Source organism: Saccharopolyspora gregorii (assembly GCF_024734405.1).
GTDB lineage: Bacteria > Actinomycetota > Actinomycetes > Mycobacteriales > Pseudonocardiaceae > Saccharopolyspora_C > Saccharopolyspora_C gregorii.
The window spans coordinates 3,103,835-3,130,238 of record NZ_CP059556.1 but is presented as its reverse complement, the minus strand read 5'-3'; the positions used below and the strand labels follow the sequence as shown (position 1 = coordinate 3,130,238).

23 protein-coding genes are annotated in these 26,404 nt (G+C 71.8%); 9 read left to right on the top strand and 14 right to left on the bottom strand.

The genetic code is table 11. The features are described from left to right. Positions 1 to 22: 22 nt before the first annotated feature. From H1226_RS13455 to H1226_RS13445, 3 genes are all read right to left on the bottom strand, one after another. Positions 23 to 946, bottom strand: a complete 924-nt coding sequence (locus tag H1226_RS13455) for a hypothetical protein (protein ID WP_258349281.1) — start codon at positions 944 to 946, stop codon at positions 23 to 25. Positions 947 to 1,080: 134 nt separating this feature from the next. Next, positions 1,081 to 1,710, bottom strand: coding sequence for an SAM-dependent methyltransferase (locus tag H1226_RS13450; RefSeq protein WP_258349280.1), 630 nt, complete (start codon positions 1,708 to 1,710; stop codon positions 1,081 to 1,083). Between the two features lie 28 nt (positions 1,711 to 1,738). Then, positions 1,739 to 2,752, bottom strand: a complete 1,014-nt coding sequence (locus H1226_RS13445) for an NAD(P)/FAD-dependent oxidoreductase (RefSeq protein ID WP_258349279.1) — start codon at positions 2,750 to 2,752, stop codon at positions 1,739 to 1,741. Between the two features lie 207 nt (positions 2,753 to 2,959). On the opposite strand from H1226_RS13445, the gene H1226_RS13440 reads away from it, so the two are divergent. Further along, positions 2,960 to 3,397, top strand: a complete 438-nt coding sequence (locus tag H1226_RS13440; RefSeq protein WP_258349278.1) for a nitroreductase family deazaflavin-dependent oxidoreductase — start codon at positions 2,960 to 2,962, stop codon at positions 3,395 to 3,397. A gap of 113 nt (positions 3,398 to 3,510) precedes the next feature. Here the strand turns inward: H1226_RS13440 and H1226_RS13435 are convergent, their stop codons facing one another. Beyond that, on the bottom strand, positions 3,511 to 4,497 hold the full coding sequence (locus tag H1226_RS13435) for a malate dehydrogenase (protein ID WP_258349277.1): 987 nt from the start codon (positions 4,495 to 4,497) through the stop codon (positions 3,511 to 3,513). 692 nt (positions 4,498 to 5,189) lie between these two features. Here H1226_RS13435 and H1226_RS13430 point away from each other — a divergent pair. After that, a complete protein-coding gene (locus tag H1226_RS13430; protein WP_258349276.1) occupies positions 5,190 to 5,906 on the top strand; it encodes a 3-keto-5-aminohexanoate cleavage protein in 717 nt (238 codons plus the stop codon). 311 nt (positions 5,907 to 6,217) lie between these two features. After that, on the top strand, positions 6,218 to 6,466 hold the full coding sequence (locus H1226_RS13425; RefSeq protein ID WP_258349275.1) for a hypothetical protein: 249 nt from the start codon (positions 6,218 to 6,220) through the stop codon (positions 6,464 to 6,466). Between the two features lie 231 nt (positions 6,467 to 6,697). Here the strand turns inward: H1226_RS13425 and H1226_RS13420 are convergent, their stop codons facing one another. Next, the gene (locus tag H1226_RS13420) at positions 6,698 to 8,206 is read right to left on the bottom strand and encodes a flavin-containing monooxygenase (protein WP_258349274.1); all 1,509 of its coding nucleotides are present in this window, start codon (positions 8,204 to 8,206) and stop codon (positions 6,698 to 6,700) included. A 69-nt stretch (positions 8,207 to 8,275) separates the two neighbouring features. Between H1226_RS13420 and H1226_RS13415 the strand changes: the two genes are divergently transcribed. Continuing rightward, positions 8,276 to 9,349, top strand: coding sequence for an AraC family transcriptional regulator (locus tag H1226_RS13415; RefSeq protein ID WP_258349273.1), 1,074 nt, complete (start codon positions 8,276 to 8,278; stop codon positions 9,347 to 9,349). 12 nt (positions 9,350 to 9,361) lie between these two features. Further along, positions 9,362 to 10,213 (top strand): SDR family NAD(P)-dependent oxidoreductase, encoded by an 852-nt coding sequence (locus tag H1226_RS13410; protein WP_258349272.1) that lies wholly within the window; start codon positions 9,362 to 9,364, stop codon positions 10,211 to 10,213. Positions 10,214 to 10,216: 3 nt separating this feature from the next. On the opposite strand, the gene H1226_RS13405 is transcribed toward H1226_RS13410, so the two are convergent. Continuing rightward, positions 10,217 to 10,594, bottom strand: coding sequence for a YunG family protein (locus H1226_RS13405; RefSeq protein ID WP_258349271.1), 378 nt, complete (start codon positions 10,592 to 10,594; stop codon positions 10,217 to 10,219). A gap of 1,040 nt (positions 10,595 to 11,634) precedes the next feature. On the opposite strand from H1226_RS13405, the gene H1226_RS13400 reads away from it, so the two are divergent. Together H1226_RS13400 and H1226_RS13395 are read left to right on the top strand one after the other, a co-directional pair. Beyond that, the gene (locus H1226_RS13400; protein ID WP_258349270.1) at positions 11,635 to 12,483 is read left to right on the top strand and encodes a class I SAM-dependent methyltransferase; all 849 of its coding nucleotides are present in this window, start codon (positions 11,635 to 11,637) and stop codon (positions 12,481 to 12,483) included. A gap of 75 nt (positions 12,484 to 12,558) precedes the next feature. Then, the gene (locus H1226_RS13395; RefSeq protein WP_224963284.1) at positions 12,559 to 12,819 is read left to right on the top strand and encodes a DUF3040 domain-containing protein; all 261 of its coding nucleotides are present in this window, start codon (positions 12,559 to 12,561) and stop codon (positions 12,817 to 12,819) included. A gap of 6 nt (positions 12,820 to 12,825) precedes the next feature. Here the strand turns inward: H1226_RS13395 and H1226_RS13390 are convergent, their stop codons facing one another. Continuing rightward, entirely contained in the window at positions 12,826 to 13,134 is a 309-nt protein-coding gene (locus H1226_RS13390) for a DUF6221 family protein (RefSeq protein ID WP_224963286.1), read from the bottom strand. Positions 13,135 to 13,630: 496 nt separating this feature from the next. Then, complete coding sequence (locus H1226_RS13385; protein WP_258349269.1) at positions 13,631 to 16,669, bottom strand: alpha-mannosidase; 3,039 nt, start codon at positions 16,667 to 16,669, stop codon at positions 13,631 to 13,633. A 221-nt stretch (positions 16,670 to 16,890) separates the two neighbouring features. Here H1226_RS13385 and H1226_RS13380 point away from each other — a divergent pair, with 221 nt between their 5' ends. Beyond that, the gene (locus H1226_RS13380; protein ID WP_224963023.1) at positions 16,891 to 17,151 is read left to right on the top strand and encodes a Prokaryotic metallothionein; all 261 of its coding nucleotides are present in this window, start codon (positions 16,891 to 16,893) and stop codon (positions 17,149 to 17,151) included. Between the two features lie 595 nt (positions 17,152 to 17,746). Here H1226_RS13380 and H1226_RS13375 read toward each other — a convergent pair. Then, the gene (locus tag H1226_RS13375; RefSeq protein WP_258349268.1) at positions 17,747 to 18,286 is read right to left on the bottom strand and encodes a gamma carbonic anhydrase family protein; all 540 of its coding nucleotides are present in this window, start codon (positions 18,284 to 18,286) and stop codon (positions 17,747 to 17,749) included. Then, positions 18,283 to 19,032, bottom strand: a complete 750-nt coding sequence (locus H1226_RS13370) for a GntR family transcriptional regulator (RefSeq protein WP_258349267.1) — start codon at positions 19,030 to 19,032, stop codon at positions 18,283 to 18,285. Before H1226_RS13370 ends, H1226_RS13375 begins: the two co-directional genes overlap by 4 nt. A gap of 120 nt (positions 19,033 to 19,152) precedes the next feature. Here H1226_RS13370 and H1226_RS13360 point away from each other — a divergent pair, with 120 nt between their 5' ends. Next, positions 19,153 to 19,653 (top strand): GNAT family N-acetyltransferase, encoded by a 501-nt coding sequence (locus H1226_RS13360; protein ID WP_309148812.1) that lies wholly within the window; start codon positions 19,153 to 19,155, stop codon positions 19,651 to 19,653. A 16-nt stretch (positions 19,654 to 19,669) separates the two neighbouring features. Here H1226_RS13360 and H1226_RS13355 read toward each other — a convergent pair whose 3' ends face one another. The 4 genes from H1226_RS13355 to H1226_RS13340 all read right to left on the bottom strand — a co-directional run bounded on the left by H1226_RS13355 (position 19,670) and on the right by H1226_RS13340 (position 26,276). Then, a complete protein-coding gene (locus H1226_RS13355) occupies positions 19,670 to 20,164 on the bottom strand; it encodes an STAS domain-containing protein (RefSeq protein WP_225045122.1) in 495 nt (164 codons plus the stop codon). 231 nt (positions 20,165 to 20,395) lie between these two features. After that, on the bottom strand, positions 20,396 to 22,339 hold the full coding sequence (locus H1226_RS13350; protein WP_258349266.1) for an aconitate hydratase: 1,944 nt from the start codon (positions 22,337 to 22,339) through the stop codon (positions 20,396 to 20,398). A gap of 75 nt (positions 22,340 to 22,414) precedes the next feature. After that, positions 22,415 to 24,793, bottom strand: a complete 2,379-nt coding sequence (locus tag H1226_RS13345) for an ATP-dependent Clp protease ATP-binding subunit (protein WP_258349265.1) — start codon at positions 24,791 to 24,793, stop codon at positions 22,415 to 22,417. Positions 24,794 to 24,851: 58 nt separating this feature from the next. Beyond that, complete coding sequence (locus H1226_RS13340) at positions 24,852 to 26,276, bottom strand: MFS transporter (RefSeq protein WP_258349264.1); 1,425 nt, start codon at positions 26,274 to 26,276, stop codon at positions 24,852 to 24,854. Positions 26,277 to 26,404 lie beyond the last annotated feature (128 nt).

Sequence of the window (26,404 nt, the reverse complement as noted above, 5' to 3'; positions counted from 1 at the left end):
CCGCAGGGCCACCGCGGTCGAGTCAGCTCCGGGTGATCCGCAGCAGGCGGTAATCCCCCCGATGCCCCGCTTCCATCTCGACCCCGTCGGAGTCCGCGCCGAACCCGATCCGCTGGCCTGCCGCCCCGGAAGCGGCGATCTTCTCGACCGCGACCGCCAGCGGCCGGTAGGCCGGATCCTGCTGCCCAGCGGCGTTGATCTGACCGATCCGCTCCTGCAAGTGGGCTGCGTAAGTGCTCTCGGGTTCGTTGTCGGTGAGCACGAACGCACGGCTGCCCGAGCCGAGCACGTGGTCCAAGGCCGCGGCGAGATCCGAACCCGCCGCCGCCATCGTCCACGGCCCCGGATGCGGGACGAACACGTCCGTCCTGGGCACGTGGTCACCGAACGAGGTGATCGAGTCCGCGTGCAACATCACGGCGCCCTCGGGAACCAGCTGATCGTTCAGCACGCGCCGGATCGCGCTCTCGGCCATCTCCGGGTCGTAGGCGAACACGTTGCTCCGCTTGCTCGCCAATTCGGCCAGGAAACGCCCCTCGCGAGGATGCGGTCCGCTGACCGCGCCCGTCACGGTGCTGCGCAACAGGTCCTGCAGCACGAAGTAGTCGTCCGAGGCGACCTTCGCCGCCAGACCCTCCCGCTGGGCGGCGGTCAGGCCCTGGAACTCCGGACGGGCCGTGATCTGTTCCAACGTCACCACCACGGGCTCCTCGGCGTCCGCGTAATCGACGACGGCACGCTGCACGGGCGTCCCGTCACCGCGGGACGGCCGGTCGCCGAGCAACCGGGCGACCGCGGCGTTGCCCACCACCCGCTGCAACGCCGCGACACCGTGCGGCACCCGCCCGCCCGAGGCGCAGACCGCATCGTTCTCGACCTCCAGGCCCGACGGGTGCCCCGGCCGAGCCCGTGCCGCGGCCGACCGCTGATCGCGCGTACGACGCATCGAGTCCTCCCTGGACGGACGTGATCGGGATGCACCCCACCGTCGCCGCCCCCGGTGGCGCCGGGAAAGGGACGAACGGGCACCACCAGGGGCAGATCCCCGGTGCTCGACCGGACCGGGCACCGGGGAACCGCTCAGCGCAACCGGCGGACCTTGACGGTGGAATCGATGCGGGTGATCTCGGTGCCGTCCGGTGCGGCCTGGACGCGTTCGTGCTCGGCGCAGACCTGCACCTCCCACCGCCCGTCGGCGAGCCGCAAGGAATCCACGACCTCCTGCGGGGTGGGGAAGTGCACCTCCGGATGCGGATTCCGCTCCCACTCCGGCCACCCGCAGTGCCCTTCGACGAGCAAGGTCCCACCGGGGGCGACGGCCTCGGCCGCGCGGCGCAGCACCCGCTCCCGGGGCAGCTCACCCCACGAGTGCAGGAACTGCGCCGAGACCAGGTCGAACTCGCCCGCCGGGAAGTCCACGGCCAAGTCCACCTCCCGCCAGTCGATGCGCCCGTCCAGACCCGCTTCGGCGCAACGGGCGCGGGCACGCCCGAGGACGACGGGGGACAGGTCCACCGCGGTGACCTGCCAACCCCGGCCGGCGAACCACAGCGCGTCCCCGCCCTCCCCGCAGCCCAGGTCGAGCACCCGGCCCGGCGGCAGGTCCGCGACCTGCTCGACCAAGGCGGTGTTGGCCTCGCCGCTCCAGTAGTGCTCGGCCCCGCTGTACATCTCGTCCCACAGCCGCACTTCGGCGGTGCGATCGCTCATCAGGCGCTCCTCACGTGGTCGTCGTCGTTCACAGCCCGTGGCGCCGCTCGCCCGCGACGAGATCGGCGACCTCGCGTTCCCGCACGACGAACGGATCGGCGCGGGCCCGGCGGAGGTCGGCTTCGACGAGATCCGAGTTGACCTGGGCGGCGACGTTCGCGCCCGCGGCGGCGGCGCCGATGACGTTGCCGGTCAAGTCCGTGACGTTGCCCGCCGCCCACACCCCCGGCACCGCGGTCGCACCGGTGGCGTCCACGGGCAGGCGAGTACCGACCAGCACATCGCCGCGGCGCACCGGTTCGGTGCGCAGCCCCAGCTCGGCCAGGGCACCGAGACGAGCGGTGAACAGCGGCGCCACCACCAGCGCATCGCAGGCCAGCAGCCGCCCGCCGACCTCGACACCGGTGAACCGGTCCTCCTCCACCCGCACGCCCTCCACCGGGCCGGGCACGACGGTGATACCGCGGGCGTCCAGGTTCGCGCGGTCCTCGGCGCCGAGCTCATCGAGGGCGTGGCGCAGCAACGTGACCCGCGGGCTCCACTGCCGCCACAGCAGCGCCTGGTGCAGCGCCATCGGGCCGGTCCCGAGCACGGCGATGTGCCGGTCGCGGACCTCCCAGCCGTGGCAGTAGGGGCAGTGCAGCACCTCCCGGCCCCACCGCTGCGCCAGCCCCGGCACCGGCGGCAGCTCGTCGACCAAGCCGGTGGCGACCACCAACCGCGCCGCGACGACCGCGGCACCACCGGCGAGGGTGAGCCGGAACCCACCGCCCGGTGCGCGCTCGGCGGCGACGACCTCACCGGTGCTGAACTCGGCGCCGTAGCGCTCCGCTTCGGCACGCCCGGCCGCCACCAGCTCACCCGGCGGGGTGCCCTCGCGGCCCAAGTAGTTGTGCACGCCCTCGGCAGGGGCGTTGCGCGGCTCACCGGCATCGACGACCAGCACGCTGCGGCGGGCCCGCGCGGAGCTCAACGCCGCACTCGTGCCCGCCGCACCGCCACCGACCACGACGATCTCGTAAGAGCGATCCTGCAGATCCATGGGAAATCCCTCCTCTGCAGCCGATGCTCCACACACCGCGCCGATCCGGCGAAGAAAATTGCCACACCGGCAAAAGAACGACGCGCGGCCGCCGCGCCCCGCACCCGCTGCGACCACACCACCCGGACCCGACACCCCACCACCCGCACCCGCGCATCCCGCGACGCCGCGTTGCCGGAGCCCACACCCTCGGAAACACTCACCCCCATGCCCCTGACCGGTGACTACCTACCCAGCCCCACCCGGTGGGTCCGCGACCAGGTCGCCGTCGTCGAATCCTCCGGCGGCACCGAAGGCACCGTCCTGCACGGCGCACCGATCATCATCATCACCCACCGCGGCCGCACGAGCGGAGCGCTGCGCAAAGTACCGGTCATGCGCGTCGAACACGACGGCCGCTACCTCGCCGTCGCCTCCTACGGCGGCTCCACCCGCCACCCCCGCTGGTACCACAACCTCCGCCACCACCCCCACGTCGAAGTCCAGGACGGCACCCGCAAGCAGGACATGCGCGCCCGCGAACTCACCGGCGCCGAGAAGACCACGTGGTGGCAGCGCGCCGTCGACGTCTTCCCCCAATACGCCGACTACCAGGCCAAGACCGACCGCGACATCCCCGTCTTCCTCCTCGAACCCCTCACCTGACGGCCCGACCCGAACACCGGCGCCGAGCACCTGCACGCGCCGCCACCGGGGCCCCGAACACGACGGAGGGGCCCCACCGGCAACCCGGCGAGGCCCCTCCGTCAACGCACCGCTCAGATCAAACCGAGCCCGCGCACCGCATCGCGCTCCTCGACCAGCTCGTTCACCGAAGCGTCGATGCGCTCCCGCGAGAACTCGTCGACATCCAAGCCCTGCACGATCTCGAACCGGCCGTCCTTCGCCGTGACCGGGAACGACGAGATGATGCCCTCCGGCACCCCGTACGAACCGTCCGACACCACACCCGCCGAAGTCCAGTCACCCTCCGGAGTCCCGTTGACCCAGGTGTGCACGTGATCGATCGCCGCGTTCGCCGCCGACGCCGCCGACGACGCACCACGCGCCTCGATGATCGCCGCACCGCGCTTGGCCACCGTCGGGATGAACTCGTCCGCCAGCCACGACCGCTCCACCTGCTCGGCCGCGATCTTCCCGCCGACCTCCGCGTGGAACAGGTCCGGGTACTGCGTCGCCGAGTGGTTGCCCCAGATCGTGAGCTTCTTGATGTCGGTGACCGTCGTACCCAGCTTCTGCGCCAGCTGCGTCAACGCGCGGTTGTGGTCCAGCCGCGTCATCGCCGTGAACCGCTCCGCAGGCACGTCCGGGGCGTGCGACTGCGCGATCAGCGCATTGGTGTTCGCCGGGTTCCCGACCACCAGCACCTTCACGTCCTCCGCGGCACCCGCGTTGATCGCCTCGCCCTGCGGCTTGAAGATGCCGCCGTTGGCCTCCAGCAGATCACCGCGCTCCATCCCCTTGGTGCGCGGCCGCGCACCCACGAGCAGGCCCACGTTCGTGCCCTGGAACGCCGCGGTCGCATCGTCGAACACGTCCACGCTGCTCAACAACGGGAACGCGCAGTCGTCGAGCTCCATCGCGGTGCCCTCGGCCGCCTTCACGGCCTGCGGGATCTCCAGCAAGCGAAGCTTGATCGGAGTGTCGGCCCCGATGAGCTGCCCGGAAGCGATCCGGAACAGCAGCGCGTAGCCGATCTGGCCAGCGGCACCGGTGACGGTGACGGTGACGGGCGCTTTGGTCATAGGAGGAATCTTTCCTGCTCGCCGGACGGTTACCGACCGCGATGCTATCCCGCACCCGCCGCCCCGCACGCGCCGCCGCAACGGATCACAACCCGCACCCGCCCGGACCGATTCAGCACCCACCCGAGCAGGCCGGATCAACCCGGCCCGAACCGCGCACCCACCCGCATCACCCAGAGCCCCGGCCAGGGGAGCGGACCCCGGCGGAAGCGAAACCTCGCTGCCCGCGCCCGAACTCGCCCGGCGAGTTCTCCGTCGGTTCCTCGTCAGCGGCGGAACCCCAGACGCACCCACCCGCCACCACTCATTCACCCCGCCCCGCCACGTACTCCGCGCCCCGCTCCGACAACCGGTACGACTGACCGGATCGCTCCACCAACCCCAGATCCGCCAACCACCACGCCTGCGCCTTCACCCGCGACACCGGACGACCCACCTCCGCGGCCAACTCCGCCGCCCGCACCCCAGGCCGATCCCGCACCGACTCCAACAACCACCGCGTCCACGGCCCCCGAGCCGAATCCACATCCCACCCCGCCAACCGGCGATCGATCGCCAACCGCTCCCGAGCACCCAACATCACCACACCACCACGCTAACCACCCCACCGATGATCACGACACGCCACCGGCACGGCAACGACCCAGCGCACCGAATACCCCGCACCCCCGGAAACCGCCACAATCAGGCACATGCTCCAGGCCTGCCTCAACGGCGCCCGCACCCCCCGCGAGCACCACCACCTGCCCGTGCACCCCGAACAGCTCGCCACCGCCGCAGCCGCCTGCACCGCGGCCGGAGCCACCGAACTGCACCTGCACCCCAAACACCCCGACGGCACCGACAGCCTCGACCCGCACATCCTCGCCGCCACCCTGCTCGCCGTCCGCGCCGCCACACCCGGAACCCCCATCGGCATCACCACCGGAGCCTGGACCGCACCCGACCCCCGCGACCGCATCACCGCCATCCGCTCCTGGACCGTGCTGCCCGACCACGCCTCGGTGAACTGGCACGAAGACGGCGCCGACGACATCGCCGCCGCCCTCCTCGACCGCGGCATCGCCGTCGAAGCAGGCCTGCACTCCGGCACCGACGGACCCGACCGGTTCCGCACCGCACCCACCCGCGACCGAGTCCTGCGCGTCCTCGCCGAAGTCACCGACCCCACCACCCGCGGCGCCGCCACCACCGCCGACACCCTCCTCGACCACATCGGACCCGCCCGCAGCCCCGTCCTGCTGCACGGCTCCGGCGCCGGCGCCTGGCCCGTGCTCACCCTCGCCGCCCACCGCGGCCTCGACACCCGCATCGGCCTCGAAGACACCCTCCAACTCCCCGACGGCGACATCGCCCCCGACAACGCCGCACTCGTCACCACCGCCAGCCGGATCCTCACCAGCCGCTGACACCGCACGCCCGCACCAGCGGCGGGGGAGCGGCAGCTCCTCGCGGCAGGCAGCAGGCATCCGCGCCGTCGAACCGGGATGCAGCGGACGCACGATCGACGCTCGGTGGAACAGGATCGGCGACCGGCGGAGGTCAACGGCGATCCGATGCCAGGGGTGGGTGACCAGCCGAAGAACAGGCTGGTCACCCACCTGTTCTCGGTTCAGCGGTGCCGTCGACCTGATAGCGTCCGAACACGCCCGCTCGGACTGGAAACGGAAACGGGCTCCCGCGGGTGGCACTGAGCCCGAGACGATGGGGGTTGATCGTCGTGATCTCAGCAGTGGCGCTCTTCGTGCTCGTGCTCGCCGTGGTGGTCGGCCTGCTCGCTCGACGCCGCCCCGCCCCGCGCGGTAGCGGCTACACCGCGGCCCCGTTCATCGGGGCCGGCGGCGCCCACCCCTCCACGCACAGCACCTCCGTGCACGGCCGCGGATTCGACGGAGGCGACGTCAGCGGCGACCTCGACGGCGAGGGCCGCGGTGACGCCCGCAACGGCGACGGTGGCAGCGGCTGCTGAGACCACTCGCACCGGCTTCGCGGGCGTATCGCAGCAGAAGCCGCCCGAGGGCCGTTCCCGTCCACCTACGTCCAGGAGTTCGTCGAGGCCGCCGCAGTGCGGGAGCAGCCCCACCACGCCGATCACCGGCGGCGCGTTCAGCCCGCCGACCCGGCACGATCCCGCAGCGGGCCCTCCGAGACCGCCGCACCCGGCTCGCCGGACTCACCACCCGCACCGAACGCGCCCTGCTCAACTCCCCGTGACAGCAGGGGAGCGGACCCCCGACACCGGCACCGGCACCAACTCCCGCGCCAAGCCACCCCGCAACGTCGCCACCGCATCCAACGGGTAGTTCTGCCGCACCCGCCACGAACCCCGATCACCCTGCCGCGGGAACGCGCCGATCGACCGCTGCACATACCCCGACGCCAGATCCAGCAACGGCCGCGCCCGCAACCCCCGACCCGGCACCGGCACCACCGCCGACCAACCCCGCCGACCCATCAACCCCAACACCCGGCACACCAACCGCGACGACAGATCAGCCCGCAACGTCCACGACGCGTTCGTGTACCCGATGCACACCGCGAAGTTCGGCACCCCCGACACCATCGCCCCACGCCACACGAACTCCTCCGACAACTCCACCGCACGACCGTCCACCCGCAACGAAATCCCCCCGAACGCCAACAACCGCAACCCCGTCGCCGACACCACCACATCCGCCGCCAACACCCGACCCGACCGCAACCGGACCCCCTCCGGCACGAACGACTCCACGTGATCCGTCACCACCTCGGCCCGCCCCTCCCGGACCGCACCGAACAGATCCCCGTCCGGCACCGCGCACAACCGCTGGTCCCACGGGTCGTACGACGGCGTGAAGTGCTCCCGCACCGCCGCCTCATCCCGCAACGCCCGCGCGCTCACCCGCGTCAACAACCCCCGCGCCGCCCGCGGAAAACGCTGGCAGAACTGGAAGAACGCCGTCGAGAACGCGATGTTCTTCCACCGCACCAACCGGCTCGCCACCCGCTCCGGCAACCACGCCCGCAACCGCTCCGCCTTCCGGTCCCGCCCCGGAACCGGACTGATCCACGTCGGCGACCGCTGCAACATCGTCACCCGCGCCGCCTCCCGCGCCATCGCCGGAACCAACGTCACCGCCGTCGCACCACTACCGATCACCACCACCCGCTTGCCCGCATGATCCAAGCCCTCCGGCCAGAACTGCGGATGCACCAACTCACCACCGAACGACTCCACACCCGGGAAAACCGGCTCATGACCACGCTCGTAGTCGTAATAACCCGCGCACGAGTACAAGAACCCGCACGTCAACACCCGCTCCGACACCCCGCCGTCCGCACCCCGCACCGCCAGCCGCAACGTCCACCGCGACTCCGCGCTCGACCACTCCGCGGCCACCACCTTCGTCCGGTACCGGATCAACCCCTCGATCCCGAACTCCGCAGCCGTCGCCCGCACGTACTCCAAGATCGACGCACCATCCGCCAACGGCCGCGACCCCCGCCACGGCCGGAACGGATACCCCAACGTCGCCATGTCCGAATCCGACCGCACCCCCGGATACCGGAACAGATCCCACGTCCCACCCGAGACGTCCCGCGCCTCCAGCACCGCCAACGAACGACCAGGGCACTCCGACTTCACCCGGTACGCCGCCCCGACACCGGACAACCCGGCACCCACGACCACCACATCGACGTGCTCGACATCCACCGCAGACTCCGACATGCCCCCAGTCTCCGCACCCACCCCGACCCGATCTTGACGCCACACGACAACTCCTTGACCCTCGACGACATGACGGTGATCCGCTCCGCAGGCCTGCGCGGCTTCCGCGCCACCGTCGCCGAACTCGGCGGCGACGCAGAGCACTACGCCCGCACCGCAGGCCTGCCCACCGCCGCACTCGACACCGACGACCTCCTCGTCCCCGAACGCGCCCTCGTCACCACCCTCGAAACCGCGGCCGCCGACCTGCACCGACCCGACCTCGGACTCCGCATCGCCGCCCGCCAGGACCTCGGCATGCTCGGCCCCCTCGCCCTCGCCATCCGCAACTCACCCACCATCGGCGACGCACTCGAATGCGCCACCCGCTACCTGTTCGTCCACGCCCGCGCCCTCACCATCACCCTCGACGACGACCCCCGCGGCACACCCGGCATCGCCGCCCTCCGCTACGAACTCCCACCCGGCGCCCCCACCTCCAGCCAAGCCATCGACCTCGGACTCGGCTTCCTGCACCGCGCCATCACCTTCCTCGCCGCAGGCCGCTACGGACTCCGCACCGCCGAACTGCCCCACACACCCGCCGCACCACTGCACGTCTACGAAGAGTTCTTCGGCGCCCCCATCACCACCGGCGCCCCCGCCGCACTGCTCCGCCTGCCCCGCAGCCTCACCACCCGACCGCTCACCGGCGCCGACGAACGCGTCCGCCAACTCGCCCTCGCCTACCTCGCCGAACGCACACCGGGGGAGAGCGCCGACCTCACCACCCGCGTCCGCAGCGTCCTCACCCAAGCCCTCGGCACCACACCACCCGAGATCGGCGCCATCGCCCACCTCATCAACCTGCACCCCCGCACCCTGCAACGCCGGCTCCGCGACGAAGGCACCACCTTCGCCGCACTCCTCGACGACGCCCGCCGCCACGCCGCCCACCGCTACCTCACGAGCACCGACCTGCCCCTCGGCCGGATCGCCGCCCTGCTCGGCCTCTCCGAACAATCCGCGCTCAGCCGCTGCTGCCGACGCTGGTGGCACACCACCCCCAGCGACATGCGCCGTGTCGCACGAAGTCACGAGAACGTCGCGCAAGGTCAAGCCACCACGCCTACGGCCACCCACACTCGATCACCACGACGCTGAGCAAGGAGACGCATGCCCACCCTCGACCGCTACCGCTTCACCGGCGGCACCGCCGTCCTCACCGGCGCCGCCAGCGGCATGGGCGAACAGATGGCCCACCAGCTCGCCGCCCGCGGCAGCGATCTCGTCCTCATCGACCGCGACGAAGCCCGCCTCACCACCGTCGCCGACACCCTCCGCGGCACCCACCCGGACCGCACCGTGCACACCCACGTCGCCGACCTCGCCGACACACCGGCCCTCGACGACCTGGCCCAGCGCATCACCACCGCAGCACCCCACATCACCCTGCTGATCAACAACGCCGGAGTCGCCCTCGGCGGAACCTTCGACCAGCTCACCGGCGACGAGTTCGACTGGGTCATCGACATCAACTTCCGCGCACCCGTCACCCTCACCCGGCTGCTGCTGCCCCGGCTCGGCGAAGGCGCGCACATCGTCAACGTCTCCAGCCTCTACGGCCTCATCGCGCCACCCGGCCAATCCGCCTACGCCGCGAGCAAGTTCGCACTGCGCGGCTTCAGCGACGCCCTCCGCCACGAACTCGCCGAACAAGGCATCGGCGTCACCACCGTGCACCCCGGCGGCATCCGCACCCGCATCGCCGAATCCGCCCGCGTCGCCAGCGGCGTCGACGAACAACAGCTGGCCCGGGGGAGGGCGAACTACGCGAAGCTGCTGTCCTACCCGGCCGACAAGGCCGCCGCCCAGATCCTCGACGGCGTCCACCGCCGCAAGCGCCGCGTGCTCATCGCGTCCTCGGCCGTCGTCCCGGACCTGCTCGCTCGGCTCTTCCCCGCCCGCTACATGGACGTGCTCTACCGGCTGCACCCGCAGTCACGACCGTCGGCACTGCGGCGCTAGCGCTCAGCCGACGGGGGAGAGGTGCGTCCGCACCCGCTCGCGCAACAGCTCGTACTCCGCCTGCATCCGCCGCAGCGGGCCGCGGACGACCACCTCACCCGGCCCGACGACCTCCTCGGGGGCGAACTGCTCCCGGGTCAGATCCACCTCCACCGAACCGAGCAGGTTCCACCAGTGGAAGTCGACCCGCGCACCGGCGACGAGGACTTCGCCGCGCAGCAGCTCACCGCCGAGGAAGTCCTGCAGCACCAGCGCGGTCACCCCGCACTGGCCGCGCGCGGGGTTCCGCGGCGACCACTTGGGGAGGTCTTCGGGGGCGCAGGTGTCGGCACCCCAGAAACAGCGGAACGCGTGTTCGATCCCGGTCAACGTCATCGGCATGGGGACTGCCTACCGGTGGGGACCGACAGGCGACAGGTGGTGCGGTGACCGGCGGGTACGACGTGGCTGGCTCGTCCCGACGCCGAGGCTGAGCCGATGGTTGCCGGTGCCGGCGGTGGTGCGGCGTGCCGTGCGGGCGGGGTGCTGGCTCGGTGGTGTGCGGAGCGTTCGTGCGGCCGCGGGGAGCGGTCGGAGGAGGTCGGATCTCCGTTACTTGACATAATGTAGATTATCGGCACTTCGGTGACCTCGGGTGATCCGAGTCGGGAGGGGTCGGCGGCCGGGTGTGCGATGCGGGCGTGTGTCGGGCCTGCGTTCGCCGACGGGCGCCGTGGTGGCTCGACGGCGCGATGACGTTCGGCGGTTCGGCGAGGTGACGTTCGGCGGCTCGCGGCGCGGTGCCCGACACGACACCTGGCGGCGGCGTCCCGGCTGCGCGGCGGCCGGCTCGCCGCCACGGCACGAACGAACCATCCCCGACGGCATCCCATACCGGGTCTCCGTCCGCCGCAAAACGTCACAGTGACGCTTTGCGGGGTGGCTGCGGGTCGCGTGGGGCCAGGTGACCGAAGGACCCGCCGCGCGAGCAAGATCCACAGGCCTCGGATGATCAAGCCCCACGAGTCCGGGTCGTCGTACTCCGGGCCGGATCGGCGGACGCGCCGGCGGCGGCCGCGAAGGTTCCGCACGACGTGCACCGAACCGGCGAGCACGCCGACTTCGCCATCGCGCGGGAGCGGCCCGGAGCAACCGGGGTCCCCCGTGGTCGGGCCCCCGCCCCCTTCTCCATTTGGTGGATAATCAACGTTATCCACCAAACAACCCCGTTGATCGACTTCGAGATCGCGCCGCCACCACTCCGCTACCGCGACACCGCGAACGCTCCGCGCCGAACACCGCTCCCCACCGCGGGACCAGCCGATCTTCGCGGCCCCTGCGACGGCCGACTCCGCCATCTCCGTCCCGATCATCCCGCGTCCCCCTACCCCATAGACTCCCCTCCCCGCACGCACCGTTCACCGCACCGCTGGGGGAAGCACATGGCCGAGCAGTCCGAGATCGCGATCGCCCCGTCGAACACGGCCCAGTCCCGGGCGTGGGACGGTGATCAGGGCGAGTTCTGGGCGGAGCGCGCCGAGCGCTTCGACGAGGGCGTCGCCGCCTACCACGAGCGGTTCCTGGACGCGGCCGAGATCAGCCCGGCCGCGCAGGTGCTCGACGTCGGCTGCGGCAGCGGAAAGGTCACCCGGGACGCGGCGCGGCGCGCGGCGGCGGGCTGGGCGCACGGGGTCGACCTGTCGGCGCCGCTGGTGGACCTGGCCCGGGTGCTGGCGCAGCGGGAGGGGGTGGCGAACGCGTCGTTCGAGCGGGCTGACGCGCAGGTGCACCCCTTCCCCACCGTCGACCTGGTGCTGAGCAGGCACGGGGCGATGTTCTTCGGCGCGCCCCGCGACGCGTTCACCCACCTCGGGCGGGCGTTGGCGCCGGGCGGTGGGCTGGCGCTGCTGACCTGGCAGCCGGCGGAGCACAACCCGTGGATGGGCGGGTTCCGCTCGGTGCTCTCCGGTGGGCGCGAGGGCGCGCCGCCGGTGGACGGGCCGGGTCCGCTGTCGATGAGCGAGCCGGCGGTGGTGCGGGCGTTGCTGGAGTCGGCGGGTTTCGAGCGGGTGCGGCTGGACGGGCTGCGGGAGCGGATGTACTTCGGCCGGGACGCCGCGGACGCGTTCCGGTTCGTCACCGGGCAGTTCTCCGGGTTGCTGGCCGGGCTGGAGGCGGCGCAGCGGGAGCGGGCGGAGGCGCGGCTGCTGGCGCTGCTCACCGAGCACGAGTCCGAGCGGGGCGTGCTGTTCGAGTCGGCGGCGTGGCTGGTGCGGGCGCGGCGGCCGTGACCTGCGGCTGCGGGGTGTAGGGATCTCGTTCTCGCGGGTAGCCGGTTGTCGGTCCACTCCAGGGAGGTCGAGGTCATGCTGCCCAGGCACGAACGCCGCCGCATCGCGGAAATCGAGAAGGGTCTGGTTCTGCAGGACCCCGATTTCGCCGACCGGTTGCGGCGCGCGGAGCTGCCCGGCCGGTCGCGGCCCGGGGTGCGGGTCGTGCTGGGCTGCGTCGCGGTGGTGGCGGCGTTGTTGTGCATGGTGCTCGGTGAGGTGGCGGGTTTCCTGCTGGCGGGGTTGTTGGCGACGGTGCTGCTGGCGGCGCGGGGCTGGCGGTTGTTGACGTCCTGAGGGCGGTCAGGGGCGCCAGCGGGCGCGGTAGCCGGGCCGGTCGGCGTAGGGCAGGCCGAGCAGGGCTCGGGTGGCGCAGCCGCGTTCGTCTTCGGGCGGGTAGGCCTCGCCGAGCCGGTCGCAGGGTCCGGTGCCGGAGCCGCAGAGCTGGTGCTGGCGCAGCAGCCTGGTCTTGAGCTCGCATTCGCGGAAGCCGCGGAAGACGGTGCCGCCGCAGGGTTTGGCGTTGCCCGCTTCGACGTCTTCGCGCACCCAGCGCAGCAGTTCCAGGTCGATGTCGATCTGTCGTCGCAGGAACTCGGCGAACCGGTTCATGGTCGTCCCCCACCGCGGTACGCGGGTACCGCCCGTTCTGCCGTTCGGCGTGCGGTGCCGGTTGTCGGCCCGCTCGGGTGGGGACGCGGCAGGGGGCCGGGTGTGACGCGGTGTGCGGGGGTCATGCCTGGGCGTGGTGGTTCGGGTGGGTGTCGAGCACTGCGCGGCTCGTGGCGCCTGGTGCGCCGGTGGCTGCCACGAGCACGGGGCGTACCTCCGTCGTCGTTCGTTCGATCGTTCGACGGTACCCATGGCGGGGTGTGCGGATCACCCGCGAGAGTCGTGCGCGGTGGCGCGTTTCGGGGGTCGGTCGAGCCGGTGTGGCGGCTCGACCGACCCCCTTTTTCGTCCGCGTCCCGGGGGACGCGGTCCGGTGAGCCGTCCGGCGCGGTGTGCGGTCGGTGCGGGCTCTGCGGCCATGATGCGGAGCGCGTGGTGGTGGGGCGCGCGGCGATCACCGGGTCCGGGTGGTGTTCACCCCGGCGCGCCGCGGGTTTCACCGGGTCGGGTCCGGGTCCGCTCCCCTGGTCTCGGCACCGGTTCGGGTGATGCGGAGGGTGCGGATTTCGAAGGGGCGCAGGGTGATGGGTTCGGGGTGGTGCCGGGGTTCGCCGGTGGGGCGTTCGAGCAGGTCGGTTCGGGTGATCGCGGTGTGGGGGAAGTGCGGGGTGAGGGTGGTGGTGGCGCGGCCGCCGCGGGATTCGTAGAGGCGGACGATGAGGTCGCCGCTGCGGTCTTCGGCGGGTTTGAGGGCTTCGACGATGACGTCGGGGTTGTCGAGGGTGATCAGGGGTGGGACGGCGTTGCCGCCGGGGACGGTGCGCGGGGGGAGGTTGAGGCGGTATCCCTCGCGGATGGCGTCGCCGATGTCGGCGCCGACGACGAGGGCGTAGCGCAGGTGGTGGTGTCCGTGGTCGGTGTGGGGGTCGGGGAATCGGGGGGCGCGCAGCAGGGAGAGGCGGGCGGTGGTGGTGGTGCCGCCGTCGGGGCGGGTGTGGCGGGTGACGTCGTGGCCGTAGGTGGAGTCGTTGATGAGGGCGTGGCCGTAGTGGTGTTCGCCGAGGTGGAGCCAGCGGTGGGCGCAGATCTCGAACTTGGCGGCGTCCCACGTGGTGTTGGTGTGGGTGGGTCGGTGGATGTGGCCGAACTGGGTTTCGGCGGTGGAGCGGTCGGCGTGGACGTCGAGGGGGAAGGCGGCTTTGAGGATCTTTTCGGTTTCGCGCCAGTCGATGTCGGTGTCGATGTGGAGGGTGTGGCCGTGGAGGTGGAGTCGTTGGACGAGGGTGGAGTTCCCGAAGGTGCGGTGGACGGTGAGGGTGGTGCCGTCGAGGGTGGTGCGGTCGGTGTCGGTGAGGTCGTGGCCTTGGTGGCGGTAGAACTCGTCGAGGTCCCAGGCGTCCCAGGCGTTGGGGTGGTCGGGGTGGAGTTGGAGGAGGTTGCCGGGTTGTCCGGGGGCGAGGGCTTCGCGGCCGGTGTCGAGGTCGAGCACTGAGGTGAGCAGGCCGCGTTGGTCGATGGTGGCGCGGATGCGGCCGTTGTCGAGGGTGGTGGTGCCGTCGAAGTGTTCGGTGGCGGTGGTGGCGGCGGGTGTGGTGGGGGTTCCGGCGCCGAGGGCGGGGATGCCGTCGTGGTGGTGGGGTGTGGCGTTGAAGGTGGTGGTGCCGGGTCCGGTGCCGGCGAGGGCGCGTTGGGCGTGGTCGATGAGTTCGTGGAGTTCGGCGGTGACGTGCTGGTAGGTCTGTTCGGCTTCGCGGTGGACCCAGGCGATGGAGGATCCGGGCAGGATGTCGTGGAACTGGTGCAGGAGCACGGTTTTCCACAGGCGGTCGAGGGTGTCGTGGGGGTAGTCGTGGCCGAGGGTGGTGTGGGCGGTGGTGCACCAGAGTTCGGCTTCGCGCAGGAGGTGTTCGCTGCGGCGGTTGCCTTGTTTGGTGCGGGCTTGGGAGGTGTAGGTGCCGCGGTGGAATTCGAGGTAGAGCTCGCCGGACCAGACGGCGGGGTCGCGGTGGTCGGCTTCGGCGGCGGTGAAGAATTCGGCTGGTGAGTGGAGTTCGACGGTGGGTGAGCCTTCGAGGTCGGCGAGGCGGTGGGCGCGGGCGAGCATGTCGCGGGTGGGTCCGCCGCCGCCGTCGCCGTGGCCGTAGGGCACGAGGGATCGGGTGGCGTGGCCGTGTTCGGTGAAGTTGCGGCTGGCGTGGGCGAGTTCGGCGCCGGTGAGTTCGGCGTTGTAGGTGTCGACGGGTGGGAAGTGGGTGAAGACGCGGGTGCCGTCGATGCCTTCCCACCAGAAGGTGTGGTGGGGGAATTTGTTGGTCTGGTTCCAGGAGATCTTCTGGGTGAGGAACCAGCGGGATCCGGAGTGGCGGACGAGTTGGGGCAGGGCGGCGCTGTAGCCGAAGGAGTCGGGTAGCCAGACCTCTTGGGTGTCGATGCCGAATTCGTCGAGGTAGAAGCGTTTGCCGTGGAGGAATTGGCGGGCGAGGGCTTCGGAGCCGGGCAGGTTGGTGTCGGATTCGACCCACATGCCGCCGACGGGGACGAATTGGCCGGTGCGGACGTGTTCGCGGACGCGGTCGAAGAGGTCGGGGTGGTGTTGTTTGAGCCAGGCGAGTTGTTGGGCTTGGGACATGGCGAAGGTGAAGGCGGGGTCGCGGGTCATGAGTTCGGTGACGTTGGCGACGGTGCGGGCGACTTTGCGGATGGTTTCGCGTTGGGGCCAGAGCCAGGCGGAGTCGATGTGGGCGTGGCCGGTGGCGCTGATGCGGTGGGTGGTGGTGTGGGCGGGGCGGTGGAGTGCGGTGGTGAGTTCGTGGCGGGCGGCGGGTGCGGTGGTGTGGATGTCGTGGAGGTCGAGGCGGTCGAGCATGCGTTCGAGGGCGCGGAGGATGTCGTGGCGGCGGGGTGAGTCGGTGGGGAGTTCGTGCATGAGTTGGGCGAGGACTTCGGTGTCGTGGACGAGTTCGTGGACGGTGAGGTCGCGGAGGGCGAGGTCGGCGCGGGTGAGGCGGTAGAGGGGTGTGCCGGTGGTGGTGCCGCCGTCGAGCCAGGGTGGTGGGTCGCCGAGGTGGGTGGGTCGGTAGCCGTTGTCGCCGAGGATGAGGGGGTTGGCGGCGGCTTCGACGTACCAGGTGAGGGGTTGTCCGGGTGGGGTGTGGACGGGCAGGTGGGTGTTGCGGGGGTTGAGGCCTTTGATGGGGGTGCCGGTGTCGGTGTGGGCGAGGCCTTCGCAGTGGAATCCGGGGCGGTCGAGGTCGAAGCCGAGGTCGATGACGGCTTCGACGGGTTGGTCGGCCCAGGTTTCGGGGAGGGTGCCGGTGAGGCGGAACCAGGTGGTGCCCCAGGCGGGTCCCCATTCATGTCCGATGTGGACGGGGGTGTAGCGGGCGTGGAGGGCTCGGTGTGCGGGGACGGGTTCGCCGGGGACGTGCCAGGCGGCGATGTCGAGGGGGTGGGTGCGGGTGTGCACGGCGGGCCGGAGTCGTTCGGCGAGGATGCGGTCGAGGCGTTTTTCCACTGCGGCGCGGTCGTCGTGCATGTGGTGTCCCCTCGTTCGGAGCGGGTTGGTGCAGACCACTGCTGAGCGTCGATCATCGTGGCACATCGCTGGTGGGGGTGGGTGCCGCCGAACCGGGCTGGGTGATCGCTCGTGCAGGTCATGGCGGTTGCCGGGGTGCGCGGGGCCTCGCATGCTGGGGCCTTTCGCAGGGCGTGCCGGTGTGGCGCGCGGTCCCCGATGATCGTGGAGGCGACGTGGTGATGGGTACGTGCGAGGTGTGCGGGAACGAGTACTGGATGAGTTTCGAGGTGCGCACGTCGGGTGGCGGGGTGCACGTGTTCGATTCGTTCGAGTGCGCGGCGCAGCGGTTGGCGCCGCAGTGCGAGCACTGCGGGTGCCGGATCTTGGGGCACGGGGTGGAGGTGAGCGGCCGGTTCTTCTGCTGTGCGCATTGTGCGCGGGAGTCGGGGATGTCGATGGTGGAAGAAGTGCGGGATGCGGTGGGGAGTCGCCCTGCGTGATGGTCCGGGTGCGGCTGGTGCGTGGTGAAACGTTTCATACGGGTGTTGTGGGGTGAATCCACCCGCACCAGCGTTCGTTACCTGTTCGTTACTTTCGGGGTGAAACACGACGTTCACCAGTGACGACTACGGGGGTGGCACCACTTGCTCACCCGGGGCGCACCAGTTCGCGGGGCACGGGGCGGGTGGTGGCGGCTGGACCACTACGCGTGAAGGGATGCCGAGATGGCAGGTCTGGTTCGTTGGCTGGGTGACATGGCACGGGAGATGGGACGGGCTCGCACCGTGATGCGACACCCCCACTCGCAGGTCGTGAGCTCGGCCGCCCGTCGCGGTCAGAGCTGAGGCTCTGTTCGTCAGCCCCGGTCACTACGGCTGAACGTGGCGCCCCACCGGGTCGCGGACCGGCGCCCACCGCGTGCGCGGTGCTCCGGCGAGCACGGTCAACGCCACATCAAGTGAGACCTCGCGACCCACGCAGGCTTGCTGAAGATGCCGTGGCTCCCGTCCACTTCGGACGGGGCCACGGCATTTCGCACGTTCGGGGCCGGTTCCGGTGGTACCGCTCCCCTCCCCTGCCCGCGCGCGGGCGGCGTCAGCCGGTCAGGGCGTCGCGGTGGCGTCCGGCGTTGGCGACGTAGACCTCCGCGGACAGCCGCAGGCGGGCGCGTTCGTCTTCGGTGAGTTCGCGGCGGACCTTCGCGGGGGTGCCGGCGACCAGGGAGCCGGGCGGGACCTCGGTGCCTTCGAGCACGACGGCTCCGGCCGCGATCAGCGAGCCCTCCCCGATGGCGGCGCCGTTGAGGACGACGGCGCCCATGCCGATCAGGCAGTGGTCGCCGACGGTGCAGCCGTGCAGCACGGCGCGGTGCCCGACGGTGACGCCGCGGCCGACGGTGGCCGGGAACCCGGGGTCGGCGTGGAGCACGCAGCCGTCCTGGACGTTGCTGCCTTCGCCGACGGTGATGTCCTCGTTGTCGCCGCGCAGCACCGCCCCGTACCAGATGCTGGCGTCGGCGTGCAGGTGCACGCGGCCGATGAGGGTGGCGCCGGGTGCGGCCCAGGCGCCCTCGTCCAGCTGCGGGGTGTGCTCGTCGATGGTGATGGTGCGGGCGGTCTCGGCTGGGGCGTTCACGGGTCCTCCGGGTCGGCGCGTTCGCGGCGCAGCCATTGCACCGCGTCGTGGGAATGGCCGTCGACGACCGCTTCGACGCCGTCGAAGGTGCGGGGGTCGGTGGTGCGGGCCAGTTCCGTCAGCACCGTATCGGCATCGCCGTCGGCGATGGCCTCGACCAGGCGCCGTTGCGCGGCGAAGTCGGGGGCGGGTGCGACGCGGTGGGTGAGGGTGAGCGCGAGCATCAGCTGGAGGCCGAGGTTGCGGCAGGTGTCCTCCAGGCGTTCGTTGCCGGCGAGTCCCACCACGGCCAGGCGCAGGTGCAGGGATCGTTCGGCGAACAGGGCGGGGTCGCCGGTGGTGGCGGCGAGGGCGTCCAGGGCGGTGCGGCAGCGGCGGAGCCGGGCGGGTTCGCGCACCGGGACGCCGTGGCGGACGGCGAAGCGTTCGAGTTCGCGGCGCAGGGTGACGATCTCGTAGATGTCGTGCAGGGTCAGCGGGGTGACGATGACGCCCTTGCGGGGCAGCTGGCGCACGAGTCCTTCGTGTTCGAGCACGCGCAGCGCTTCGCGCAGGGGTGGGCGGCTGATGCCCATCTCGTGGGTGAGGCGGTTCTCCACGATGCGGTCGCCGCAGCGCAATCCGCCGCTGATGATCATGTGCCGGAGGGTTCCGGCCGCCAGTTCCACCAGGCTCGGCGGGTCGGCGATGTTGGGCGCGGATGCGATCGGCCGCTGCGCCACCTGATCTTCCACTGATCCGGTCACGGGGTCAGTCTGCCCTGTCGCGGGCCTGTGCGGTGGGCGTTCGCCGCGGTGGGGGGCGGCGCCGCGGTCGGTTCGGCAATTCGGTTGCCGCCGCGGGTGGCCGGTGGTGATGCTGGGGTGGTGCTGGTTCGTGTCGCGGAGGCCGCCGATCTGGCGGCGTTGCCGGAGGTGGAGCGCCGGTCGGGTGCGTGCTTCCGGGAGGTGGGGATGGATCGGGTGGCGTTGGATCCGCCGATGCCGGTGCGGGTGCTGGAGGGGTTCCGGGATCGCGGCGCGTTGTGGGTGGCGGTGGAAGTGGCCGGCCCGGTGGCGTTCCTGGCCGCCGAGCGGTTGGACGGGGCGTTGCACGTGGCGCAGGTGAGCGTGGATCCGTGGTGTGCGCGGCAGCGCATCGGTGCCGCGCTGCTGGCGCACGCGGGTGCGCGGGCCGTGCGGTTCGGGTGTGCGGCGTTGACGTTGACGACGTTCCGGCTGGTGCCGTGGAACGCCCCGTACTACGCGCGCCTGGGTTTCCGGGAGGTGCCGCCTGGGGCGATGTCGCCGGGGCTGGCGGCGAGGCATGCGGCCGAGCAGGCGGCGTTCCCGCACTGGCCGCGGGTGGCGATGTGCCGCGCGGGGTGAGGTGCCGCGGTCGGCGTCAGAGGTGGTGGCGGCGGATGTCGGCGATGGCGTGGGCGGTGGTGGCGCGGCTGGTGAACCGGTCGGCGAGGCCGGTGAGGGTGATCAGCCGCAGCACGGCTCCGGTGCCGAACACGACGTAGAGCGGGGTGCGGCGGCATTCGGCGCGCCGTTGGGCGTGCAGGAGCAGTTCGAGCCCGGCGGAGCTGCAGAAGGTGACGTCGGTGAGGTCGAGGACGACGGCGCGCAGGGCGGCGGCGGTGAGGCGTTGGCGGACCATTTCGCCGAGGCGGGGTGCGGCGGCGAGGTCGATCTCGCCGCCGACGTGGACGACGACGACGCCGGGGTCGGGCCGGTGCACGGCCAGCCGCAGGGTGCGGGGGTGGCCGGGGGTGCCGCTGACGGGTTCTCCGGCGTCGCGGGGCGGCGTAATCGTGCGTTGCGGTTCGAGTCCGACCGGGGCGTGCCGCTGGTGCGCGGTGCGGTCGCTGTTGCCGGTGTTCGCGAGAATCACACTGCCTCCCCCGTGTTCGAATGCTGTTCGCGGCCGGGGTGGCTGGTCCGGGCGTGTCGGTGGCGGCGGCGCGTTGCGGTGGCCACCGGTGATCTCGGTGGCTGTGCCCGGGTGCGGCGCTGCGGTTCCGATGTGGGCCAGGGACGTCATGGCCAGGTGCTCGACCGCTGTTTCCCCACCGTAGGAGCGCTAGTCCGACCGAAACAAGGCTGGCCACCATCGTGCGAAGACTTAAGGGGAGTTGGCCGACAGCGGGATGATGCCTCCGGCGAGGACGGCTTCGGTTTGTCGTTCGGACAGGTGAGGTTCGGCGGTGATGTCGCGACTCTTCGTGGTGTTGCGGAGGGTGAGGGGCCCGCCGGTGCGGAGCCGGTCGCGCAGGCCGTCGGCGGTCAGGACGTCGCCGAGGTCGATGCGGTCGTGGTCGTCGGGGTCGGTGAAGCGCAGCGGCAGGATCCCGAAGTTGACCAGGTTCTGCCAGTGGATGCGGGCGAAGGACTTCGCGATGACCAGCTGCACGCCGAGGTAGCGGGGGGTGATGGCGGCGTGTTCGCGGGAGGAGCCCTGCCCGTAGTTGTCGCCGCCGATGACGATGTGCGGCCCGGTGTCGGCGGCGCGGCGCGGGTAGTCGGGGTCGAGGCGGGTGAAGGTGAAGCGGGCGAGTTCGGGGATGTTGGAGCGCAGCGGCAGGGCGTGGGCTCCTGCCGGGGAGATCTCGTCGGTGGAGACGTCGTCGCCGGTGATCAGCAGCACGGGGGCGTCGAGGTGGTCGGGCAGGGCGGTGAACTCCGGGAGCGCGGAGATGTTGGGGCCCTTCTCCGGCCGGATGCGTTCGGCGTCGTCGGCCGGTGGTGGGGCGACGAGCATGGCGGTGTTGACGGCGGAGCGCTGCGGCAGCCGGGGCCGCGGGTGCAGGTCGAGGTCGTCGGCGAGGTCGCGGGGGTCGGTGATGCGGCCGGTGAGGGCGGCGGCGGTGGCGGTCTCCGGGGAGCACAGCCACACCGAGTCGTCGGGGGTGCCGGAGCGGCCGGGGAAGTTGCGGGGGAAGGTGCGCAGCGAGTGGGTGCCTTCGGCGGGTGCTTGTCCCATGCCGATGCAGCCGAGGCAGCCGGTCTGGTGCAGGCGGGCGCCTGCGGTGACGAGTGCGGCGAGGTCTCCGGTGGCGGCGAGGTCGGTGAGGATCTGCCGGGAGGTGGGGTTGATGTCGAAGCTGACCTGCGGGGCGGTGCGGCGGCCGCGGACCATGTCGGCGGCGATGGCGAAGTCGCGCAGGCCGGGGTTGGCGGAGGAGCCGATGACGACTTGGCCGATGTCGGTTCCGGCGGCTTCGCGGACGGGCACGACGTTGCCGGGTGAGCGGGGCCGGGCGATCAGCGGTTCGAGGGTGGACAGGTCGATGTGTTCGGTGAGGTCGTAGTCGGCGCCGGGGTCGGCGGCCAGCGGAGTGAAGTCGGCTTCGCGGTCTTCGGCGCGCAGGAAGTCGTGGACGGCGTCGTCGGCAGGGAACACGGTGGTGGTGGCGCCGAGTTCGGCGCCCATGTTGGCGATGACGTGCCGGTCCATGGCGGTGAGTTCGGCGAGGCCGGGCCCGTGGTATTCGATGATGCGCCCGGCGCCGCCGGCGACGCCGTGGCGGCGCAGCATTTCGAGCACGACGTCCTTGGCCGACACCCACGGCGGTAGCCGCCCGTCCAGGTGCACTCCCCACACGTGCGGCATCCGGAGGCGCAGTGGTGCGCCGGTGATGGCGAGGGCGACTTCGAGGCCGCCGACGCCGATGGCGAGCATGCCCAGGGATCCGGCGGCGCAGGTGTGGGAGTCGGATCCGGCGAGGGTTTTGCCGGGGGCGCCGAAGCGCTGCATGTGGGTGGGGTGGGAGACGCCATTGCCGGGTGGGGAGTACCAGAGCCCGTAGTGGGCGGCGGCGGTGCGCAGGTAGGCGTGGTCTTCGGCGTTCTTCTCGTCGGTTTGCAGGAGGTTGTGGTCGACGTACTGGGCGCTGAGCTCGGTGCGGGCGCGGCGCAGCCCGAACGCTTCGAGTTCCTGCATGACGAGGGTGCCGGTGGCGTCCTGGGTGAGGGTCTGGTCGACGCGCAGGCCGATCTCGGTTCCCGGGGTGGGTTCGCCGTCGGTGAGGTGGGCGGTGATGAGCTTGTGCGCCAGCGTCTGCGGCATCGCTGCCTCCCGGGTGGTGGAGGATCACCGGTCTCCGCGGGGCTACCCGGGCGGGGTGCGGGCCAAACGATCAGGTCAGGCGGGGGCGCTGGTGCGGCGGTGCGCGGGTGCGGCGTGGCGGCCGCCTGCGGGTCCGGGGCGGGCGGCGGAGACGTGCAGGGACAGTTCGCCGCCGAGGACGTCGACGAGCACGTCTCCCCCGTCGGTGAGGGACCCTTCCAGCAGCAGGGACGCGAGCCGGGTGTCGAGGTGGCGCTGGATGGTGCGCCGCAGCGGGCGGGCGCCGAATTCGCCGCCTGCGCCGCGTTCGGCCAGCCAGGCCATGGCGGCGGCGGAGACCTCCATGCGGATGCCTTGTTCGCGCAGCTGCGCGGCGGTGCGTTCCAGCAGCAGGGAGGTGATCTCGGCGAGTTCGCGGTCGCCGAGGGCTTGGAAGACGGTGACCTCGTCGATGCGGTTGAGGAATTCGGGGCGGAAGAACCCGCGCAGGTCGTCGAGGAGCGCGTCGGCGAGTTCGTCGGCGGGTGCGGTGGAGTCGAGGATGCGGTCGGCGCCGATGTTGGAGGTCATGATGATCACGGTGTTGCGGAAGTCGACGGCGCGGCCTTGGGAGTCGGTGAGGCGTCCGGCGTCGAGGACCTGCAGCAGCGTGTTGAACACGTCGGGGTGGGCTTTTTCGACTTCGTCGAGCAGCACCACCGAGTAGGGCTGGCGGCGGATGCGTTCGGTGAGCTGCCCGGCTTCCTCGTAGCCGACGTAGCCGGGTGGGGCGCCGATGAGGCGGGAGACGGTGTGCTTGTCCTGGAACTCGCCCATGTCGAAGCGGGCCATGCGGTCGGCGTCGCCGAACAGGGCGCGGGACAGGGCGCGGGCGAGTTCGGTCTTGCCGACGCCGGTGGGGCCGAGGAACAGGAAGCTGCCGATGGGCCGGTCGGGGTCGGCGAGCCCGGCGTGGGCACGGCGGACGGCTTCGGCCACGGAGCGCACCGCGACGGGCTGGCCGACGACGCGTTCGGTAAGGCGTTGTTCGAGGTCGAGCAGGCGGCGCCGGTCCTGGTCGGAGACTTCGGCGACGGGGATGCCGGTGCGGCGGGCGACGACGTCGGCGACGTCGGCGGCTTCGACCAGCGGTTCGGCGGCCCAGGAGGTGCCGCCGCGGCGCATCCGCACCCGGGAGCATGCCTGGTCGAGCAGGTCGAACGCCTTGTCCGGCAGGAACCGGTCGGTGAGGTAGCGATCGGCGAGGCGGGCGGCGGCGTCGAGGGCGTCGGGGGCGATGCGGACCCGGTGGTGGCGGCGGTACTTCTCGGCGACGCCGTCGAGGACGCGGATGGTGTCCTCGACGGAGGGCTCGGGCACCAGGACGGGTTGGAAGCGGCGTTCCAGCGCCGGGTCCTTCTCGACGTGCTTGCGGTACTCCTCGACGGTGGTGGCGCCGATCAGGTGCAGTTCGCCGCGGGCGAGGGCGGGTTTGAGCATGGTGCCCGCATCCATGGAGCCCTCCCCCGCGCCCGCGCCGACGATGCTGTGCATCTCGTCGATGAACACGACGACGTCATCGCGGTGGGTGCGCAGTTCGGTGAGCACGTCGCGGAAGCGCTGTTCGAATTCGCCGCGGAACTTCGCGCCGGCGACCATGCCTGCCAGGTCCAGGGACACGAGGCGCTTGCCGGCCAGGGGCCAGGGCACCTCGTGGTCGACGATGCGCTGGGCGAGCCCTTCGACCAGGGCGGTCTTGCCGACACCGGGGTCGCCGATGAACACCGGGTTGTTCTTGGCGCGGCGGCCGAGGACTTCGATGGCCTGGTCGATCTCCTCGTCGCGGCCGATGACGGGGTCGAAGGCGCCGTTGCGGGCGAGTTCGGTCATGTCGAGGCCGAACTCGTCCAGGCGCGGGGTGGCGCTCAGCGAGCCGGGGCCGCTGCGGGTGCCGCGGGGGCGTTCGCCGCCTTCCATGGCGCGGGCCAGTGCGCGGCCCGCGACGGATTCGGGGTCGTGGGCCAGGCCCAGCAGCACGTGGCGGGCGCCGACGACTTCGGCTCCTTCGCCGAGGGCCTGCTGGTGGGCGCCGAGCAGGGCGCGGCGCGCGGAGGACGAGAGCACGGGGGCGCGGCGCGGTCCGCCGGCGACGGCGTCGACGGTGCCGGCGACGGTGCGCACGCCGGTGGCGAGGTCGGTGACGCGGACACCGGAGTCGGCGAGCATGCGGGCGGTGGAGTCGACCTGGGTGACCGCCCACAGCAGGTGGGTGCTGTCGAGTTCGCGGCTGCCCCAGTCGACGGTGGCGTGGATGGCTTTGGAGACCACGTCGTGGGCTTCGGGGTCGAGGAGGTTGGCCAGGCCGAGGCCGCCGGGGCCGTGTTCGGTGCGGTGCTGCTGGCCGCCGCCTTCGACGAGGCTGTTGAGCAGCGAATCGAATGCGGCCGACGCATCGCCTGCACTGCCCCGATCCACTGGTGCACCTCCTGCCGCGGCGGGCACCGGTCGTGCCCGCACCACGCCACCATAGTGATCAACTCTTCTGGGTTGGGAACGCACCGCCCGCGCGGCGCCCGGTGGCGAGCCGTTCCCGCAGCGCTCCTGCCAGCAGCACGGCGCTGATCACGGCTACGACGGTACCGAGCCGGTGCAGTCCGGCGTCAGCGGCCGGTCCGGCGAAGCCGAGTTCGATGACGGCGGCGGCGATGTTGGCGCCGACGTACTGGGAGGTGCGGTAGAGCCCGGAGGCCATGCCCGCGTCGGCGGCGTCGGCCTGCTGGTAGAGGGCGGCTTGGTTGCCGATGTTGTTGAACCCGTTGGGCAGGCCGAGCAGGGCGGCGACGCCGAGCAGCGGCACCAGGTCGCTGGCGGAGTGCAGGAAGGTCAGCCCGAACCCGCCTGCCAGCAGCGCCACCGACCCGACCAGCAGCACGGGCCGGTGCCCGCGGCGGCGGATGACGCGCCCGGCTACGGCCACCGAGGCCATTGCCAGCAGCGCGATGGGCAGCACGACCAGCCCTGCCTGGTCGGGGCTGAGGCCGCGGGCGTTCTGCAGCCACATCGGGTAGCCGTAGAAGACGGTGTAGAAGGCGACGTAGGTCAGCGCGGTGCGCAGGTAGGTGCCGGTCAGCGGCCGGTTGCGGGCGAGCATCCGCACGTCGGCGAACGGGTCGGGCACCCGCAGTTCCCAGGTGGTGAACGCGGCGACGAGCACGGCCAGCGGTCCGAGCAGCCACCAGCGGGGCTGTTCGGCCAGCGACAGCAGGAACAGCATGAGCACGGCGATGCAGCCGGTGAACAGGGCGGCGCCGGGCAGGTCGAGGCCGCGCAGCACGGCGGTGGTGCTGGTGGGTGGCCGGGGCGGGTCGGCGGGCAGGTGGCGCCAGGCCGCGAGGCCGACGGCGAGGCCGAGGGGCACGTTGATCAGGAAGATCGATTGCCAGCCCTGCCAGGACACCAGCAGTCCGCCGACGACGGGGCCGAAGGCGATCATGACCTGTCCGCCGATGGCCAGGGCGCTCAGCGCCCCCGCGGGCAGGGCGGTGCCGCGGCGGTCGGCTTCGGCGCGCAGCATCGCGACTCCGGCGGGGAACGCCGCGCAGGTGCCCAGGCCCAGCAGGATGCGCAGCGCGATCAGCCAGCCGAGGTCGGGTGCGAGCGGGGCGAGCAGGGAGCTGAGCACGGTGAGCACGAGGGAGGTGGTGAACACCCGGCGGGCGCCGATGCGGTCGGCCAGGCGCCCCGCGGTGGGCGAGCCGATGGCGGTGGCCAGGTACAGCCCGGAGATCAGCCAGGACGCGGCCGCGCCGGCGTGGAACTGCTGCCGGATGTCGACGAGGGCGACGGCCATGGTGGAGGCGTTGAGCGCTTGCAGCACGGTCCCGGCGGCGATGGTCAGCACGAAGCTGCGGGGCAGTGCTCGGTCGGTGCCGGTCTCCTGGACGTCGTGTGCGGTCACGTCACCCCACACTAGTTCGTTAGCGTGCCTAACTTCAGAGATCGTGGGATACGCCTCCCGGACGGCGGGATTCGACCACCCGGACGACGGGTAGGCGAGGGACCCCCGATGAAGGAAGGTGAGCGCCG